The sequence below is a fragment of the Bounagaea algeriensis genome (assembly GCF_054491375.1).
In genome coordinates this window covers 3,061,494-3,076,924 of sequence record NZ_CM137102.1, presented here as the reverse complement: position 1 = coordinate 3,076,924, position 15,431 = coordinate 3,061,494, and the positions used below count along the sequence as shown (strand labels likewise).

At 71.6% G+C, this 15,431-nt stretch carries 16 protein-coding genes; all 16 read left to right on the top strand.

Translation table 11 applies throughout. The features are described 5' to 3' along the window. The first annotated feature begins 5 nt into the window (after positions 1-5). The 16 genes from ACVGV2_RS13940 to rraA all read left to right on the top strand — a co-directional run bounded on the left by ACVGV2_RS13940 (position 6) and on the right by rraA (position 15,405). Positions 6-656 (top strand): riboflavin synthase, encoded by a 651-nt coding sequence (locus tag ACVGV2_RS13940; protein WP_459162798.1) that lies wholly within the window; start codon positions 6-8, stop codon positions 654-656. Between the two features lie 60 nt (positions 657-716). Continuing rightward, positions 717-1,982 (top strand): bifunctional 3,4-dihydroxy-2-butanone-4-phosphate synthase/GTP cyclohydrolase II, encoded by a 1,266-nt coding sequence (locus tag ACVGV2_RS13935; RefSeq protein WP_459162797.1) that lies wholly within the window; start codon positions 717-719, stop codon positions 1,980-1,982. Next, positions 1,979-2,479, top strand: coding sequence for a 6,7-dimethyl-8-ribityllumazine synthase (gene ribH / locus ACVGV2_RS13930; protein ID WP_459162796.1), 501 nt, complete (start codon positions 1,979-1,981; stop codon positions 2,477-2,479). Before ACVGV2_RS13935 ends, ribH begins: the two co-directional genes overlap by 4 nt. Beyond that, the gene (locus tag ACVGV2_RS13925) at positions 2,476-3,024 is read left to right on the top strand and encodes a PH domain-containing protein (RefSeq protein ID WP_459162795.1); all 549 of its coding nucleotides are present in this window, start codon (positions 2,476-2,478) and stop codon (positions 3,022-3,024) included. The genes ribH and ACVGV2_RS13925 overlap by 4 nt, the downstream gene beginning before the upstream one ends. A 161-nt stretch (positions 3,025-3,185) precedes the next feature. Continuing rightward, positions 3,186-3,950, top strand: coding sequence for a nucleotidyltransferase domain-containing protein (locus tag ACVGV2_RS13920; protein ID WP_459162794.1), 765 nt, complete (start codon positions 3,186-3,188; stop codon positions 3,948-3,950). Between the two features lie 239 nt (positions 3,951-4,189). Further along, on the top strand, positions 4,190-5,221 hold the full coding sequence (locus ACVGV2_RS13915) for a beta/alpha barrel domain-containing protein (protein WP_459162793.1): 1,032 nt from the start codon (positions 4,190-4,192) through the stop codon (positions 5,219-5,221). 97 nt (positions 5,222-5,318) lie between these two features. After that, positions 5,319-7,526, top strand: a complete 2,208-nt coding sequence (uvrC, locus tag ACVGV2_RS13910) for an excinuclease ABC subunit UvrC (RefSeq protein WP_459162792.1) — start codon at positions 5,319-5,321, stop codon at positions 7,524-7,526. Positions 7,527-7,553: 27 nt separating this feature from the next. Further along, the gene (gene rapZ / locus ACVGV2_RS13905; protein ID WP_459162791.1) at positions 7,554-8,429 is read left to right on the top strand and encodes an RNase adapter RapZ; all 876 of its coding nucleotides are present in this window, start codon (positions 7,554-7,556) and stop codon (positions 8,427-8,429) included. Then, positions 8,426-9,430 (top strand): gluconeogenesis factor YvcK family protein, encoded by a 1,005-nt coding sequence (locus tag ACVGV2_RS13900; protein WP_459162790.1) that lies wholly within the window; start codon positions 8,426-8,428, stop codon positions 9,428-9,430. Before rapZ ends, ACVGV2_RS13900 begins: the two co-directional genes overlap by 4 nt. Next, on the top strand, positions 9,421-10,407 hold the full coding sequence (whiA, locus tag ACVGV2_RS13895; RefSeq protein ID WP_459162789.1) for a DNA-binding protein WhiA: 987 nt from the start codon (positions 9,421-9,423) through the stop codon (positions 10,405-10,407). The genes ACVGV2_RS13900 and whiA overlap by 10 nt, the downstream gene beginning before the upstream one ends. A 236-nt stretch (positions 10,408-10,643) precedes the next feature. Further along, the gene (gene gap / locus ACVGV2_RS13890) at positions 10,644-11,657 is read left to right on the top strand and encodes a type I glyceraldehyde-3-phosphate dehydrogenase (protein ID WP_459162788.1); all 1,014 of its coding nucleotides are present in this window, start codon (positions 10,644-10,646) and stop codon (positions 11,655-11,657) included. A gap of 20 nt (positions 11,658-11,677) precedes the next feature. Further along, complete coding sequence (locus ACVGV2_RS13885; RefSeq protein ID WP_459162787.1) at positions 11,678-12,883, top strand: phosphoglycerate kinase; 1,206 nt, start codon at positions 11,678-11,680, stop codon at positions 12,881-12,883. After that, on the top strand, positions 12,880-13,665 hold the full coding sequence (tpiA, locus tag ACVGV2_RS13880) for a triose-phosphate isomerase (RefSeq protein ID WP_459162786.1): 786 nt from the start codon (positions 12,880-12,882) through the stop codon (positions 13,663-13,665). The genes ACVGV2_RS13885 and tpiA overlap by 4 nt, the downstream gene beginning before the upstream one ends. 260 nt (positions 13,666-13,925) lie before the next feature. Further along, complete coding sequence (gene secG, locus ACVGV2_RS13875) at positions 13,926-14,162, top strand: preprotein translocase subunit SecG (protein ID WP_459162785.1); 237 nt, start codon at positions 13,926-13,928, stop codon at positions 14,160-14,162. A 155-nt stretch (positions 14,163-14,317) separates the two neighbouring features. Beyond that, complete coding sequence (locus tag ACVGV2_RS13870) at positions 14,318-14,665, top strand: RNA polymerase-binding protein RbpA (protein WP_459162784.1); 348 nt, start codon at positions 14,318-14,320, stop codon at positions 14,663-14,665. 260 nt (positions 14,666-14,925) lie between these two features. After that, positions 14,926-15,405 (top strand): ribonuclease E activity regulator RraA, encoded by a 480-nt coding sequence (gene rraA / locus ACVGV2_RS13865; RefSeq protein ID WP_459162783.1) that lies wholly within the window; start codon positions 14,926-14,928, stop codon positions 15,403-15,405. Positions 15,406-15,431: the final 26 nt, after the last annotated feature.

The following is a 15,431-nucleotide window of genomic DNA, read 5'->3' as shown; positions in this document are numbered from 1 at the left end:
AGCAGGTGTTCACCGGAATCGTCGAGGAGCTCGGCACGGTCGTGGCCGTGGAGCCCGGCGACAGCGGCAGCCGGTTGACCGTGTCCGGACCGCTGGTGACCGGCGATGCCGGTCACGGCGACTCCATCGCGGTCAACGGCGTGTGCCTGACCGTCGTGGACGTCGACGGCGACCGGTTCACCGTCGACGTCGTCGAGGAGACGCTGCGGCGCTCCTCGCTGCGCGGCGGCGTGGTCGGCGACCGGGTCAACCTGGAGCGGGCGATGGCGCTCGGGGACCGCCTGGGCGGGCACATCGTGCAGGGCCACGTCGACGGCACGGCCGCCGTCCGCGGCACCGACGCAGCGGGGCTCACCCGTTTCGACCTGCCCGCCGAGCTCGCCCGCTACGTGGTGGAGAAGGGCTCGATCACCCTCGACGGCGTGTCGCTGACGGTGGCGGCGCTCGACGAGACCGACTTCGGCGTGGCGCTGATCCCCACCACCGAGGAGCTCACCACGCTCGGCAACCGCGCCGCGGGTGATGTGGTCAACATCGAAGTGGATGTGCTGGCCAAGCACGTGGAACGGTTGTCCGCAGCACAACTCAGCCGTGTCCGCCCCGACGCCGCGGCGTGCGGAGAGGACAATGGCAATGACGGGATCTCACCGCACTAGCGGCGCGGTGGGGTTCACAACGAGCAGGCCGGCAGGCCAGACGGGAAAAGGCACGGCACCGTGGACACCAGCTCCTTGGAAAGCATCGAACGCGCCCTCGCGGACCTCGAAGCAGGGCGGCCCGTCGTCGTGGTGGACGACGAGGACCGCGAGAACGAGGGCGATCTGATCTTCGCCGCCGAACACGCGACGCCCGAACTCGTCGCGTTCATGGTCCGCTACACCTCCGGATACCTCTGCGTGGCGTTGACCGGTCAGGACTGCGATCGGCTCGACCTGCCGCCGATGTACCACTGGAACCAGGACCACAAGGGCACGGCGTACACGGTGACCGTGGACGCGGCCGAAGGCGTCTCCACCGGCATCTCCGCCGCCGACCGGGCCCGGACCACGGCGCTGCTGGCCGATCCCGCCACGACGCCGGACGACCTCACCCGCCCCGGCCACGTGGTGCCGCTGCGCGCGCGGGACGGCGGGGTGCTGCGCCGGCCCGGTCACACCGAAGCGGCGGTGGACCTGGCGCGGCTGGCCGGCAAGCGCCCGGCCGGAGCGCTCTGCGAGGTGGTCAGCCAGAAGAACGAGGGCGAGATGGCCCGGCGGGACGAGCTGGACCTGTTCACCTCCGAGCACGACCTGACGCTGATCACGATCGCGGACCTCATCGCCTACCGGCGGCGCTTCGAAAAGCAGGTCGAACGCGTGGCCGAAGCGCGCATCCCCACCGTGCACGGCACGTTCCGCACGTTCGGCTACGACAGCACCCTCGACGGCATCGAGCACATCGCGCTGGTCTACGGTGACATCGGCGACGGCGAGGACATCCTCGTGCGGGTGCACTCGGAGTGCCTCACCGGCGACGTGCTCGGTTCGCTGCGCTGCGACTGCGGGCCGCAGCTCGACGCGGCGCTGGCCAAGGTCGCCGAAGCCGGCCGCGGCGTGGTGCTGTACGTGCGCGGGCAGGAGGGCCGCGGCATCGGGCTGCTGCACAAGCTGCAGGCCTACCAGTTGCAGGACCACGGTGCCGACACGGTGGACGCGAACGTCGAACTCGGCATGCCCGTGGATGGCCGCGACTACGGCCAGGGCGCGCAGATCCTCCGCGACCTGGGCGTCAAGTCGATGCAGCTGCTGACCAACAACCCGGACAAGCGCGTCGGACTGGAGGGTTACGGCCTGCGCATCGTCGGCCGGGTTCCGCTGCCGGTCCGGCCGAACCCGGAGAACCTGCGCTACCTGCGGACCAAGCGCGACCGGATGGGGCACGACCTGGACAATCTGGAGGACGGCGAGGACTCCTCGATCGGCGACACGGGAGTGACGGCATGAGTGGCGAGGGGCGCCCGCGGATCGACGTACCGCGGGCGGAAGGACTGCGCATCGGTATTGCCGCGATCCGCTGGCACCAGCAGTTCGTCGGGCAGATGCTGGAGCGGGCGCAGGAGGCGAGCCGCCAGGCCGGCGCCGCCGAGCCCACCGTGGTGCGGGTGCCCGGATCGGTCGAACTGCCCGTGGTGTGCCAGCAGCTCGCCCACGATTACGACGCCGTCGTCGCGCTCGGCGTGGTCGTCCGCGGCAGCACCCCGCACTTCGACTACGTCTGCGACTCGGTGACCCAGGGACTGACCCGCGTCGCCCTGGACGAGTCCACCGCGGTCGGCAACGGTGTGCTCACCTGCGAGACGGACGAGCAGGCGCTCGTGCGCGCCGGGTTCGAGGACTCGGCGGAGGACAAGGGCTTCGAGGCCACCGCCGCGGCGTTGGAGACCGCGCTGGTGCTGCGCGACCTCCGCGGCGGCGACATCGGGGAGCGCGGATTCCTGTGAGCGTCCAGCGAGTCGAGGCCCGTCCCCGCAAGGTGCGCCGCGTGGCCGTCCCGGTGGCGGTCGTGCTCGTCGCGCTGTTCGTCGTCGTGGCGGTGCTGCTGCGGGAGACGCCCACCGGCGTGTACTTCCGCGTGTCCGACCAGGTGGCCATGGCGCTGCTCGGTGTGCTGCTCGGCGCGGCCGCCCTGGTGCCCACGTTCCCGCGGTTGCGCGCCGATCGCTCCGGGGTGGAGGTGCGCAACGCGTTCGTGGCCAAGCACTACCCGTGGAGCGAGGTGCGTGCCATCACCTTCCCGGACGGGGCCTCGTGGGCGCGCGTGGAGCTGCCCGACGACGAGTACGCGCCGCTGCTGGCTGTGCAAGCCACCGACGGGGAGTACGCCGTGACCGTCATGCGCCGGCTGCGCGAACTGCGCCGCACCGTCGAAGCCGAGCAGGACCCGGTGCAGCAGGCTCCGAAGCAGCAGGACGCCGACGCGGGGAATGCCGATGCGGGGAGTGCCGACGCAGGGAGTTCGGGCCGGCGGGGCTCCTCCGAGCAATAGGTCCCGCGAAGCGCGCGGACCGCTGGGAGCGCACGCGCGAGCGCCCGCCGCGTGCCTCTGACCAGGGGTTTGCGCATTTCACGCGAAACGTGCAAACCCCTGGTCAGGTGTGGCGCTCGCGAAGGAACCGCGCGGACGCGTGGCGCAGGAGGGGAACGATCATGGACGAGACCGCGTTCGTCGACCACGTCGCGGACGGGCTGGCCGCGCTGCCGGGCGTGCTCGCGGTGAGCCTCGGCGGTTCGCGCGCCGAGGGCACCCACGGCGCCGACAGCGACTGGGACGTCGCGCTGTACTACCGCGGCGAGTTCGACGCGGACCACCTGCGTGCTCTCGACTGGCCCGGTCAGGTGTTCGATCCGGGGGACTGGGGCCGGGTGTTCAACGGCGGTGCCTGGCTGGAGGTCGACGGCCGCCCGGTGGACGTGCACTACCGCGACCTCGACGACGTGGAGCATCACCTGGCCGAGGCGCGGCAGGGCCGGTTCGCCTGGGAACCGCTGCTGTTCCACCTCGCCGGCATCCCCGGCTACCTGGTGGTCGGCGAGCTGGCGATCAACCGGGTGCTGCGCGGTGAGCTGCCGCGGCCCGAGTTCCCCGCGGAGCTGCGCCGCAGCGCCCCCGAGGTGTGGTGGCAGCAGGCCGACCTCGGACTGTCCTACGCCCGGCAGAACCACGCCCCGGCCGGGCGGGTGGTGCAGACCGCGGGGGCGGTGGCCCAGGCGGCCTGCCAAGCGGCGCACGCCGTGCTCGCCGCGCGCGGCGAGTGGATCACGAACGAGAAGCGGCTGCTGCCACGCGCCGGGCTGGACGGCATCGACGCTCTGCTCACCGGGCTGCCCGGCGAGCCCGCGGAGCTCGTGGAGCTGGTGGCCACCGCCCGGTCCCGGCTGGCAGCTGCGGTCGAGGCGGCCCGACCGGAGTGACCGCCGCGCTGCGCCGAGCGTTCCGCTCCGGCTGCGCGCGAGGTCGAACACCTCCGGCGACGTACGCGGGCGCGGTCCTGCTCGGGTCCGGCCGCGCGGCTGCTCCCGCGCGGCGGAGCGGATCGCGGTCGGATCCGCGTCCTGCCGCACTCCTGCCGAGCTCGCATCGACCGGTGCTCGCACCCGCGCCCGGATGGGTGACAATGGGCGGTGGCAGGTCAGCCCAGGTGGAGGGGATCGTGAGCGCAACCGCGGAACGTGACGGCGCGATGGTCGAACCGGCGGGGGACGGAGTGCGGCTCGGTGACATCCAGCTGCGCAACCGCCTGGTCACCGCCTCCAGCCTGCTCGGTTACGGGGTGTCCAACGCCCGCGTCATGGCCTACGGGATGAGCCCGATCTCCCAGTTCGTGCCGCTGGAGCGCTTCGGCGCGGTCACCACCCGCACCCTCACCGTCGAGCCCCGCGAAGGCCACTTCACCACCCGTGACCAGTGGTCGCCGCGTGAGCTGCCCGCGCTGCTCAAGCGCTACGGCCGCGCGCTGCGCCAGGTCGACGGCGGCTGGCTCAACGCGTTCGGCTGGTGCAACGTCGGCATCGACGGCTACCTGCGCGACTACTACCCGCGCACCCGCGGGCAGAACACGATCATCTCGGTGGGCGGGTTCTCCGCCGAGGAGTTCGTCACCCTCGTCGACCGGATCAACGCGGCCGTGCCCGCCGGCGACATCGCGGCGGTGGAGTTCAACGTCTCCTGCCACAACGTCAACTTCGACTTCGGCGCGATCATCGAGTCGGTGCTGTCCGAAGCGGTTCCGCGCAGCGCACACCCGGTGATCCTCAAGCTCTCCCCGGACTACGACTACCTCGGCCACGCGCGGCTCGCCGCCAGGCACGGGGTGTCCGCGCTGACGGCGATCAACACGGTCAAGGGACTGCGGCTGGACCCGGACACGGGCGCGCCGCTGCTGGCCAACGGCTTCGGCGGGGTCTCCGGCCGGGCGATCAAGCCGGTCGGGCTGCGCGTGGTGCGCGAACTGCGCGACGCCGGGGTGCGACTGCCGATCATCGGCACCGGCGGGGTGCGCACGTTCGACGACTGCCGCGAGTACTTCTGGGCCGGTGCCGACGCGGTCAGCCTCGGCAGCGCCAGCTGGTTCGCCAGCTACCCGGGTTACGCGCTGTCGCCGGTGCACGGCGTGCGGATCCGCCGCCTGCTGCACCGGATGCAGCGCTACGAACCGCCGCAGGAACCGCCGCGGCGCGGCTGAGGTGGCTCGGTTGGGGCGACACGGCTGAGGTGGCGCGGCCCATCGCCCACCCGCCTGCCCCGCAGGAGTGCCGGGGTCGAACACGTAGGGTGGGGGCGTGGCCGATCCGTCCACTTATCGCCCCGCACCCGGAACCGTCCCGGATCAGCCCGGTGTGTACCGGTTCCACGACGCCTCCGGGCGGATCATCTATGTTGGCAAGGCGAAAAGCCTGCGCAGCAGGCTGGCGAACTACTTCGCCGATCTGTCGCGGCTGCACCCGCGGACGCAGCAGATGGTCACCACGGCCACCGGGGTGCGGTGGACGGTCGTCAACACCGAGGTCGAGGCGCTGCAGCTGGAGTACTCCTGGATCAAGGAGTACGACCCGAAGTTCAACGTCCGCTACCGCGACGACAAGTCCTACCCGGTGCTGGCGGTGACGCTGCACCAGGAGTACCCGCGACTGCACGTCTACCGGGGGCCGCGGAAGAAGGGCGTGCGCTACTTCGGCCCGTACGCGCACGCGTGGGCGATCCGGGAAACGCTGGACACGCTGCTGCGCGTGTTCCCGGCGCGCACCTGCTCGGACAACGTGTTCCGGCGGCACACGCAGATGGGGCGGCCGTGCCTGCTCGGCTACATCGGCAAGTGCTCCGCGCCGTGCGTGGGCCGGGTCAGCGCGGAGGACCACCGCGCGATCGTCGACGACTTCTGCGACTTCCTCTCCGGGCGCACCGATCAGCTCATGCGCCGCCTCGAACGCACCATGAACGAGGCGTCCGAACAGCTCGAGTTCGAACGGGCCGCACGGCTGCGCGACGACCTGGAGGCCCTGCGCCGCGCCATGGAGAAGCAGGCGGTGGTGCTCGGCGACGGCACCGACGCCGACGTGGCCGCCTTCGCCGAGGACGAGCTGGCCGCGGCGGTGCAGGTGTTCCACGTGCGCGGCGGCCGGGTGCGCGGACAGCGCGGCTGGGTCATCGACAAGGTCGAGGACACCGATCTGGCGGGGCTGACGGCGCAGTTCCTCACCCAGTTCTACGGGGAGCAGGCCGCGCTGGCCGATCAGGCCGACGCCGGCGGCAGCCCCGTGCCCAAGCGGATCCTGGTGCCCCAGCTGCCGGAGGACGTCGACACGATCTCCTCGTGGCTCGGCGAGCTGCGGGGCAGCAAGGTCGCGGTGAGCGTGCCGCAGCGCGGCGACAAGCGCACCCTGCTGGAAACGGTGCAGCGCAACGCCCAGGAGGCCTTCCAGCAGTACAAGCTGCGCCGCGCCGGGGACCTCACCGCGCGCTCGGCCGCGCTGCAGGAGCTGCAGGAGGCGCTCGCGCTGGACAGCGCGCCGCTGCGGATCGAGTGCGTCGATGTCAGCCACGTGCAGGGCAGCGACGTGGTCGCCTCGCTGGTCGTGTTCGAGGACGGGGTTCCGCGCAAGTCCGAGTACCGGCGGTTCTCCGTCCGCGAGGGTGCCGAGGGCGGCGACACCGCCTCGATCGCGGAGGTCGTGCGCCGCCGGTTCGCCCGCTACCTCGCCGAGACCGGCGGCACTCCGCAGGGGGTGCAGCCCGATGCGACGAGCGAAGCCGCCGCAGGGTTCGCACCCGCCGGGGAGGAGGTCACCGGGGAGACCCCCGGCGCGGACTCCGGGGAGGAAGAGCCCGGTGCGGAGCTCGGCGCGGGAGCCGGCGGCGAGCGGGCCGGCCGTTCCGGCTCGGAGGAGCGCCCCGACATCGCGGATGCCGACGAGACCGGTGGGTCCGCGGGCACCGGGGGTGCAGTGGCGACCGACGGGCCCGGCGAGAGCGCGGAGGCGGAGGGCTCCGCGCCGGGGATCGATCCGGAGACCGGCAAGCCGCGCAAGTTCGCCTACCCGCCGAACCTGCTCGTGGTCGACGGTGGTGCGCCGCAGGCCAACGCCGCCGCCGACGCGTTGGCGGAGCTCGGAGTGACCGATGTGGCGGTCATCGGGCTGGCCAAGCGGCTCGAGGAGGTCTGGCTGCCGGCCGAGCCGGATCCGGTGGTCCTGTCGCGCACGAGCGAGGCCCTGTACCTGCTGCAGCGCGTGCGGGACGAGGCGCACCGCTTCGCGGTCAGCTATCACCGCGGCAAGCGCAGCAAGCGCATGACGGCCTCCGAGCTGGACTCGATTCCCGGGCTGGGGCAGGCACGGCGCACCGCGCTGCTCAAGCACTTCGGCTCGGTGCGCAAGGTGCGCCAGGCCAGCGTGGACGACATCGCGCAGGTGCCCGGCATCGGGCGGCGCATCGCAGAAACCGTGCACGCCGCGCTCGCGGGGCAGCAGAATGGTAGCGGCACGGGTTGATCTCGGCGAGCACTCAAGGGGGAGCACGTGAACAACGAGCAGTCGGGCATCGAGGTCGCGCTGGTCAGCGGCTTGTCCGGCGCCGGCCGCAGCACCGCGGCCAAGTGCCTGGAGGATCTGGGCTGGTTCGTGGTGGACAACCTGCCGCCCGAGCTGATCTCGACGATGGTGGAGCTGGGGGCGCGGTCGAGCGGGGCGATCACGCGGGTCGCCGTGGTCATGGACGTGCGCAGTCGGGCCTTCACCGAGGATCTCGGTTCGGTGATCAAGGATCTGGACGCGCGGGGGTACAAGCCGCGCGTGGTCTTCCTCGAGGCCACCGACGCGGAGTTGATCCGGCGGTTCGAGCAGGTGCGGCGGGGACATCCGCTGCAGGGCGAGGGCCGGTTGGCCGACGGGATCGCCGCGGAGCGGTCGTTGCTGTCGAAACTGCGCGCCGAGGCCGACCTGGTGCTGGACACGACGGGCCTGTCGGTGCACCAGCTGCGGTCGAAGATCGAGGACGCCTTCGGCAGCGAGGCGCACACGAGCACGCGGGTCACGGTGCTCTCGTTCGGCTACAAGTACGGGTTGCCGATGGACGCGGATCTGGTGATGGACTGCCGGTTCCTGCCGAACCCGTTCTGGATCCCGGAGTTGCGCGAGTACAACGGCCTCGACGACGAGGTCAGCAACTACGTGCTGGGCCAGGAGGGCGCCGACGATTTCCTCACCCGGTACCGCGAGCTGCTGCAGCTGGTCGGTGCCGGGTACCACCGCGAGGGCAAGCGCTACCTCACGTTGGCCATGGGTTGCACCGGTGGCAAGCACCGCAGCGTGGTCCTGGCCGAGGAGCTGGCCCGCCGCATCGGCGAGGACGGGACCGTGGTCAAGACCGTGCATCGGGATTTGGGGCGTGAGTGAACGCGGAAACGGACGAGCACCGGAAAGCGGCCGACGGCGCGGCCCCCCGCGTGGTGGCGCTGGGCGGCGGGCACGGTCTGCAGGCCACGCTGTCCGCGCTGCGCAGGATCACGCCGAACGCGACCGCGGTGGTCACCGTCGCCGATGACGGCGGTTCCTCGGGGCGGCTGCGCCAGGAGCTGGGCATGCTTCCGCCGGGGGATCTGCGCAAGGCGCTCGCCGCGCTGGCCGGTCCGGACGACGCGGAACACCTGTGGGCGCAGCTGTTCGAGCACCGCTTCGGCGGTGACGGCGCGCTGGCCGGGCACGCGGTCGGCAACCTGGTGCTGGCCGGGCTGCTGGACGTGCTGGGCGATCCGGTGCGGGTGCTCGACCACGCCTGCGCGCTGCTCGGCACCGCGGGGCGGGTGCTGCCGATGTCGCGGAGCCCGCTGGACATGCAGGCGGACGTGGTCGGGCTCGACTCCGATCCGGACGCGGTGCGGTCCATCCGCGGCCAGGTGGCCATCGCAAGTACACCCGGTCGTGTAAAACAGGTGCGGTTGTCCGCCACGGGGGACGAGGCTCCGCGGGCCTGCGCGGAGGCCGTGCAGGCCGTGCTCGAGGCCGATCTCGTGGTGCTCGGTCCCGGATCGTGGTTCACCAGCGTGTTGCCGCACGTGCTGGTCCCGGAGCTGCGGGAGGCTCTCGTGGCCACGGGGGCGCAGCGGTGCGTCGTGCTCAATCTTGTCCCTCAACCAGGTGAAACAGCGGGTTTTTCGCCCGAACAGCACCTCGACGTACTCTCGCAGCACGCGCCGCAGCTGCGGGTCGACGCGGTGTTGGCCGACGCCGCCTCCGTACCGACTCCGGGCCGCCTTCGCACTGCGGCGAATGATCTCGGTGCGCAGACTGTGCTGTGCTCCATCGCTTCCGGAAGCGCCCGCGGGCGGCACGACCCGGAGGCGTTGGCGGCGAGTCTGCGAACCGCGCTGGAAAGGAGGATGGACCGGTGGCGATGACCGCAGCGGTCAAAGACGAATTGAGTCGGTTGTCGGTGACCAAGACGTGCTGCCGGCGGGCAGAGGTGTCCTCCCTGCTGCGCTTTTCCGGCGGTTTGCACATCGTCGCCGGGCGGGTCGTCGTCGAGGCCGAGCTGGACAGCGGCTCCACGGCGCGCCGACTGCGCAAGGAGATCCACGACCTGTTCGGGCAGCACTCCGACGTGCACGTGATCACCTCGGGCGGCCTGCGCAAGGGCACCCGGTACGTGGTGCGCGTCGTCTCCGGCGGGGAGAGCCTGGCGCGGCAGACCGGTCTGCTCGACCCGCGCGGCCGACCGGTCCGCGGGCTGCCCGCCCACGTCGTCTCCGGCGGCGAGTGCGACGCCGAAGCCGCCTGGCGGGGTGCGTTCCTCGCGCACGGCTCGCTGACCGAACCGGGGCGCTCCTCCTCGCTCGAGGTGACCTGCCCCGGTCCGGAGGCGGCGCTGGCGCTCGTCGGCGCGGCCCGGCGGCTCGGGGTGCAGGCCAAGTCGCGGGAGGTGCGCGGCGCCGACCGCGTCGTCGTCCGCGACGGGGACACCATCGGTGCGCTGCTCACCCGGCTCGGCGCGCACACCAGCGTGCTCGCCTGGGAGGAGCGGCGGATGCGCCGCGAGGTGCGGGCCACGGCCAACCGCCTGGCCAACTTCGACGACGCCAACCTCCGCCGCTCCGCGCGGGCGGCCGTGGCCGCGGCCGCGCGGGTGGAGCGCGCGATGGAGCTGCTCGGCGAGACGGCGCCGGAGCACCTGCTGGTGGCGGGCCGGCTGCGGCTGTCGAACCGGCAGGCCTCCCTGGAGGAGCTGGGCCAGCTCGCCGACCCGCCGATGACCAAGGACGCGGTCGCCGGGCGGATCCGGCGGCTGCTGGCCATGGCGGACAAGCGCGCCCGCGAGCTCGGCGTGCCCGACACCGACTCCGCCGTGACGCAGGAGATGCTCGAAGCCGAGGTTTGATCACCCCGGGCGGGCGGCAACGATGTGCGGGGCGCGCGCCGGCCGCCTCCGCGCCCTGCGGCCGGCTCGCGCACCTGCTCGGGCGGGCTCGGAAGGGGCGCTGACGTGCGGCGGGAGGGTGATCGGCGCCGCGCGCCCGCCGGGTGCGCCGGCTCGCGGGACAGATAGGGTGGACCCGAGACCAGCAACCTCACCCACCGCCGCGGCGGCTGGGTCAGTCACGAGGAGAGATCAGCGTGACCATTCGCGTAGGGATCAACGGCTTCGGTCGCATCGGTCGGAACTTCTGGCGCGCCGCTGCCGCCAGCAACCAGGACATCGAAGTCGTGGCCGCCAACGACCTCGGCGACGTCGCGACCATGGCGCACCTGCTGAAGTACGACAGCGTCCTCGGGCGCGTCGACGAGGAGGTCAAGGTCACCGACGAGGGCATCGAGGTGGGCGGCAAGCTCATCAAGATCCTCGCGGAGAAGGACCCGGGCAAGCTGCCGTGGGGTGACCTGGGTGTGGACGTGGTCCTCGAGTCGACCGGCCTGTTCACCCAGGCCGACCAGGCGCGCAAGCACGTCGACGAGGGCGGCGCGAGCAAGGTCCTGGTCTCGGCGCCGGCCAAGGGCGAGGACCTCACCGTGGTGCTGGGCGTCAACGACGACCAGTACGACGGTTCGCAGACCATCCTGTCCAACGCCTCGTGCACCACCAACTGCCTGGCGCCGATGGCCAAGGTGCTCAACGACTCCTTCGGCATCGAGCAGGGCCTGATGACCACGGTGCACGCCTACACCGCCGACCAGAACCTCCAGGACGGCCCGCACAAGGACCTGCGCCGCGCGCGCGCCGCCGCGGTCAACGTGGTGCCGACCTCCACCGGTGCGGCCAAGGCCATCGGCCTGGTCCTGCCGGAGCTCAACGGCAAGCTCGACGGCTACGCCATGCGCGTGCCGGTGCCGACCGGCTCGGTCACCGACCTGACCGCCACGGTCTCGGCCAGCGGCGTCACCGAGGAGGACGTGAACCAGGCGTTCCGCGAGGCCGCGGCCGCCGGCCGGCTGCAGGGCGTGGTGCGCTACAGCGAGGACCCGATCGTCTCCAGCGACATCATCACCGACCCGCACTCCATGATCTTCGACTCGCCGCTGACCAAGGTCATCGGCAACCAGGTCAAGATCGTCGGTTGGTACGACAACGAGTGGGGTTACTCCAACCGCCTGGTGGACACCACCGCGCTGATCGGCAAGAAGGCCTCCTGACTCGGAATCCGGAGCGGATCGTGAAGAACCTGGACGATCTGCTGTCCGCGGGCGTTGCGGGTCGGCGCGTGCTCGTGCGCGCCGACCTCAACGTTCCGCTGGACGGCGAGACGATCACCGACGACGGCAGGGTGCAGGCGGTGCTGCCGACGCTGCGGAAGCTGCAGCAGGCCGGTGCCCGCACGGTCGTCACCGCCCACCTGGGCCGCCCGAAGGGTGAACCGGACCCGCAGTTCTCGCTGCGCCCGGTGGCCCAGCGGTTGGGTGAACTGCTGGGCACCACTGTGGACCTGGCCGGCGACGTCGTCGGCGAGTTCGCGCAGGCCGAGGTGCAGGCGCTGACCGACGGCGGCATCGTGCTGCTGGAGAACGTGCGGTTCGACCCGCGGGAGGCGAGCGAGGACGCCGCCGAGCGGGCCGCGCTGGCCGATGAGCTCGTGGCCCTGGTGGGGTCCGACGCCGCCTTCGTCTCCGACGGTTTCGGCGTGGTGCACCGCGAGCAGGCCTCCGTTTACGAGGTGGCGAAGTTGCTGCCCGCCTACGGCGGCGGTCTCGTCCGGTCCGAAGTGGACGTGCTGCGCACGTTGACCGGCGATCCGCAGCGGCCGTACGTGGTCGTGCTCGGCGGCTCGAAGGTCTCGGACAAGCTCGGCGTGATCCAGGCGCTGCTGCCCAAGGTGGACAAGCTGCTCATCACCGGCGGCATGGCCTACACGTTCCTGGCCGCCCAGGGCTACGAGGTCGGCCAGTCGCTGGTGCAGCAGGAACAGCTGGACAGCACCCGCGACCTGCTGCGCGAGCACGGTGACAAGCTCGTGCTCCCGGTCGACGTCGTCGTCGCCGACCGGTTCGCCTCCGACGCGCGGACGAGCACCGTGGGCGTGGACGCGATTCCGCCCGAGTGGATGGGGCTGGACATCGGCCCGGACAGCCGGCAGCGCTTCGCCGAGGTCATCGGCGGGGCCCGGACGGTGTTCTGGAACGGGCCCGCGGGCGTGTTCGAGTTCGCCGCCTTCGCCGAAGGCACCCGCGCCATCGCGCAGTCCATCGTGGACTCCGCGGCGTTCAGCGTCGTCGGCGGCGGCGATTCCGCCGCCGCGGTGCGCCAGCTCGGCCTGCCCGAGGACGGCTTCTCGCACATCTCCACCGGCGGCGGCGCTTCCCTGGAGTTCCTGGAAGGCAAGACGCTGCCCGGCGTGGCGGTGCTGGAAGGCGGTGAGCGATGAGCCGGCTGCCGCTGATCGCGGGCAACTGGAAGATGAACCTCAACCACCTCGAGGCCATCGCCCTGGTGCAGAAGCTCGCCTTCGCCCTTCCGGAGAAGTACTTCTCCAAGGTCGAGGTGGCCGTGCTGCCGCCGTTCACCGACATCCGCAGCGTGCAGACGCTCGTCGACGGCGACAAGCTGCTGGTCAAGTACGGCGCGCAGGACGTCTCCCAGCACGAGTCCGGCGCCTACACCGGTGAGGTCTCCGGGAGCATGCTGGCCAAGCTGGGCTGCAGCTACGTCGTGGTGGGCCACTCCGAACGGCGCGAGCACCACGCGGAGACCGACGAGGTCGTCAACCGCAAGGTGCGGGCGGCGCTGAAGAACGACGTCACGCCGATCATGTGCGTCGGCGAGGCACTGGACGTGCGCGAGTCCGGCGAACACGTCGCCCACTGCACCGGCCAGCTCATCGAGGGGCTCAAGGGCCTCAGGGCCGAGCAGGTGCGCGGCAGCGTGATCGCCTACGAACCGGTGTGGGCCATCGGCACCGGCAAGGTCGCCACCTCCGACGACGCCCAGGAGGTCTGCGGGGCGTTGCGGCAGGCGCTGACCGACAAGTACGGCTCGGAGGTCGCCGAGGAGGTTCGCGTCCTCTACGGCGGCTCGGTGAAGTCGGGCAACATCGGCGAGTTGATCGGTCAGCAGGACATCGACGGCGCGCTCGTCGGGGGCGCGAGCCTCAACGGCGACGAGTTCGCCAAGATGAGCGCGATGGCCGCAGGTGGCCCGCTGCCGTGAGCCGGGTGCGGTGACCCGGTTGCGGTGCACCTCCCGCCGGGGGCTCGCGGAGGGACGTTGACGGGGCGCCGGTCACGAGTCCGCTCGGGCCGGCGCCCCACTTCGTCGGCGCGGGTGCCCGTGCGCACCGGCGCGTGCGGCGTCTCGTTACCCTGGCGCCGTACCGCACCGCGCGTGGGTGGCCGCGCGCGACCGGGTGATCACCTGCGGTGGGAAGCCCGGTACGCTGTGTTGCGAACCGCTGTACGAACGAGGACGAGATGACTCTTATTCTGCAGATCGCGCTGCTCGCGCTGAGCGTGCTGCTCGTGTTGCTGGTGCTGTTGCACAAGGCCAAGGGCGGCGGCCTGTCCTCGCTGTTCGGCGGCGGTATGCAATCCAACCTGGCCGGTTCCAGCGTGGCGGAGAAGAACCTCGACCGCTTCACGCTGTTCGTCATCGCGTTGTGGGTGATCTGCATCGTGGGGACCGGCCTGGTGATCAAGATGGGCGGTTAGCACGAGCGGCTGCGAACCGCGATCGCGCTGTCGACGCGGCGCCGACGGCACCAGTGCCGGTGCGCCGACGCCACGAAGAGCACAGCGGTGAACGCAGCGGAGACCGGTCGCGCGGGCCGCACGTTCGCGCAGGCCACACGGTGGGGTGAGCAGGGATGACTGGTGGCGAGGCCATTCGCGGAGTGCGGGTCGGTTCCGGCCCGGTCGTGAGCGAGACCGAGCGCGGCGAGTCCGCGCCGCGGCAGCGGGTGGACTACTGGTGCGCCGAGGGGCACCGGACCCGGCCGTCCTTCGCCGCGGAGGTCGCACCGCCCGCGGAGTGGGAGTGCACGCGCTGCGGCCGGCCTGCGGGCCGTGACCGCGATACTCCGCCGCAGAGCAGGCGCACCGAGCCGTACAAGAGCCACCTCGCCTACGTGCAGGAACGCCGCACCGACGAGGACGGCGCAGCCCTGCTCGGCGAGGCGCTGAATCGGTTGCGCGCCCGCCGCGGCGAATCCTGACCCGCGACACCACGGTCCGCGTGCCCCTCTGCCCAGGGGTTTGGACGTTTCTCGAGAAAAGTCCCCGACATTTCTCGAGAAATGTCCGCCCCTCCGGGTGCGTGTGTGGCTTACGTCTAGGCGGAAGGTCAACGCTGCGGTCACCGGGTTAGGCTCGCCGTTTCGGAAAGCGCTCCGGCACGCTCGGCGCAGTGCCACGCTCGGTGCAGTGCCACGCTCGGCGCAGTGCGTTGTCGGGCGCGTCTACGCGGAGGTGAGTCATGACCCCTGCCACCACGGATCTCGCGGACCGCGACGGCGAATCGGTCCGCAGCTGCGATGTGCAGTTCCGCGACTACGGCGGCACCGTGCACTTCTCCGGGCCCATCCGCACGGTCCGCTGCTACCAGGACAACGGCCTCGTCAAGAAGGTCCTCGCCGAGCCGGGCGAGGGCGCGGTGCTCGTCATCGACGGTGCCGGCTCGCTGCACACCGCCCTGATGGGCGATCTCATCGCCGAATCCGGCCGCGCGCAGGGCTGGAGCGGTGTGCTCATCAACGGCGCGGTGCGCGATGCCGCCGTGCTCGCCGACATGCGGTTCGGTGTGAAGGCCCTCGGTACGAATCCCCGGAAGAGTTCCAAAACCGGCGAGGGCGAACGCGACGTTCCGGTCGAACTCGGCGGGGTGCGCTTCACGCCGGGCGAGCACGTGGTCTGCGACGGCGACGGCGTGGTGGTCACGGCCGACCTCGTGTTCTGAGCACCACGGTCCGGGAGTACTCTGCG

Coding starts and splice junctions, on each gene's coding strand:
- secG (WP_459162785.1), top strand. CDS start 13,926: ATGACTCTTATTCTGCAGATCGCGCTGCTCGCGCTGAGCGTGCTGCTC.
- ribH (WP_459162796.1), top strand. CDS start 1,979: ATGAGTGGCGAGGGGCGCCCGCGGATCGACGTACCGCGGGCGGAAGGA.
- ACVGV2_RS13920 (WP_459162794.1), top strand. CDS start 3,186: ATGGACGAGACCGCGTTCGTCGACCACGTCGCGGACGGGCTGGCCGCG.
- tpiA (WP_459162786.1), top strand. CDS start 12,880: ATGAGCCGGCTGCCGCTGATCGCGGGCAACTGGAAGATGAACCTCAAC.
- ACVGV2_RS13870 (WP_459162784.1), top strand. CDS start 14,318: ATGACTGGTGGCGAGGCCATTCGCGGAGTGCGGGTCGGTTCCGGCCCG.
- rraA (WP_459162783.1), top strand. CDS start 14,926: ATGACCCCTGCCACCACGGATCTCGCGGACCGCGACGGCGAATCGGTC.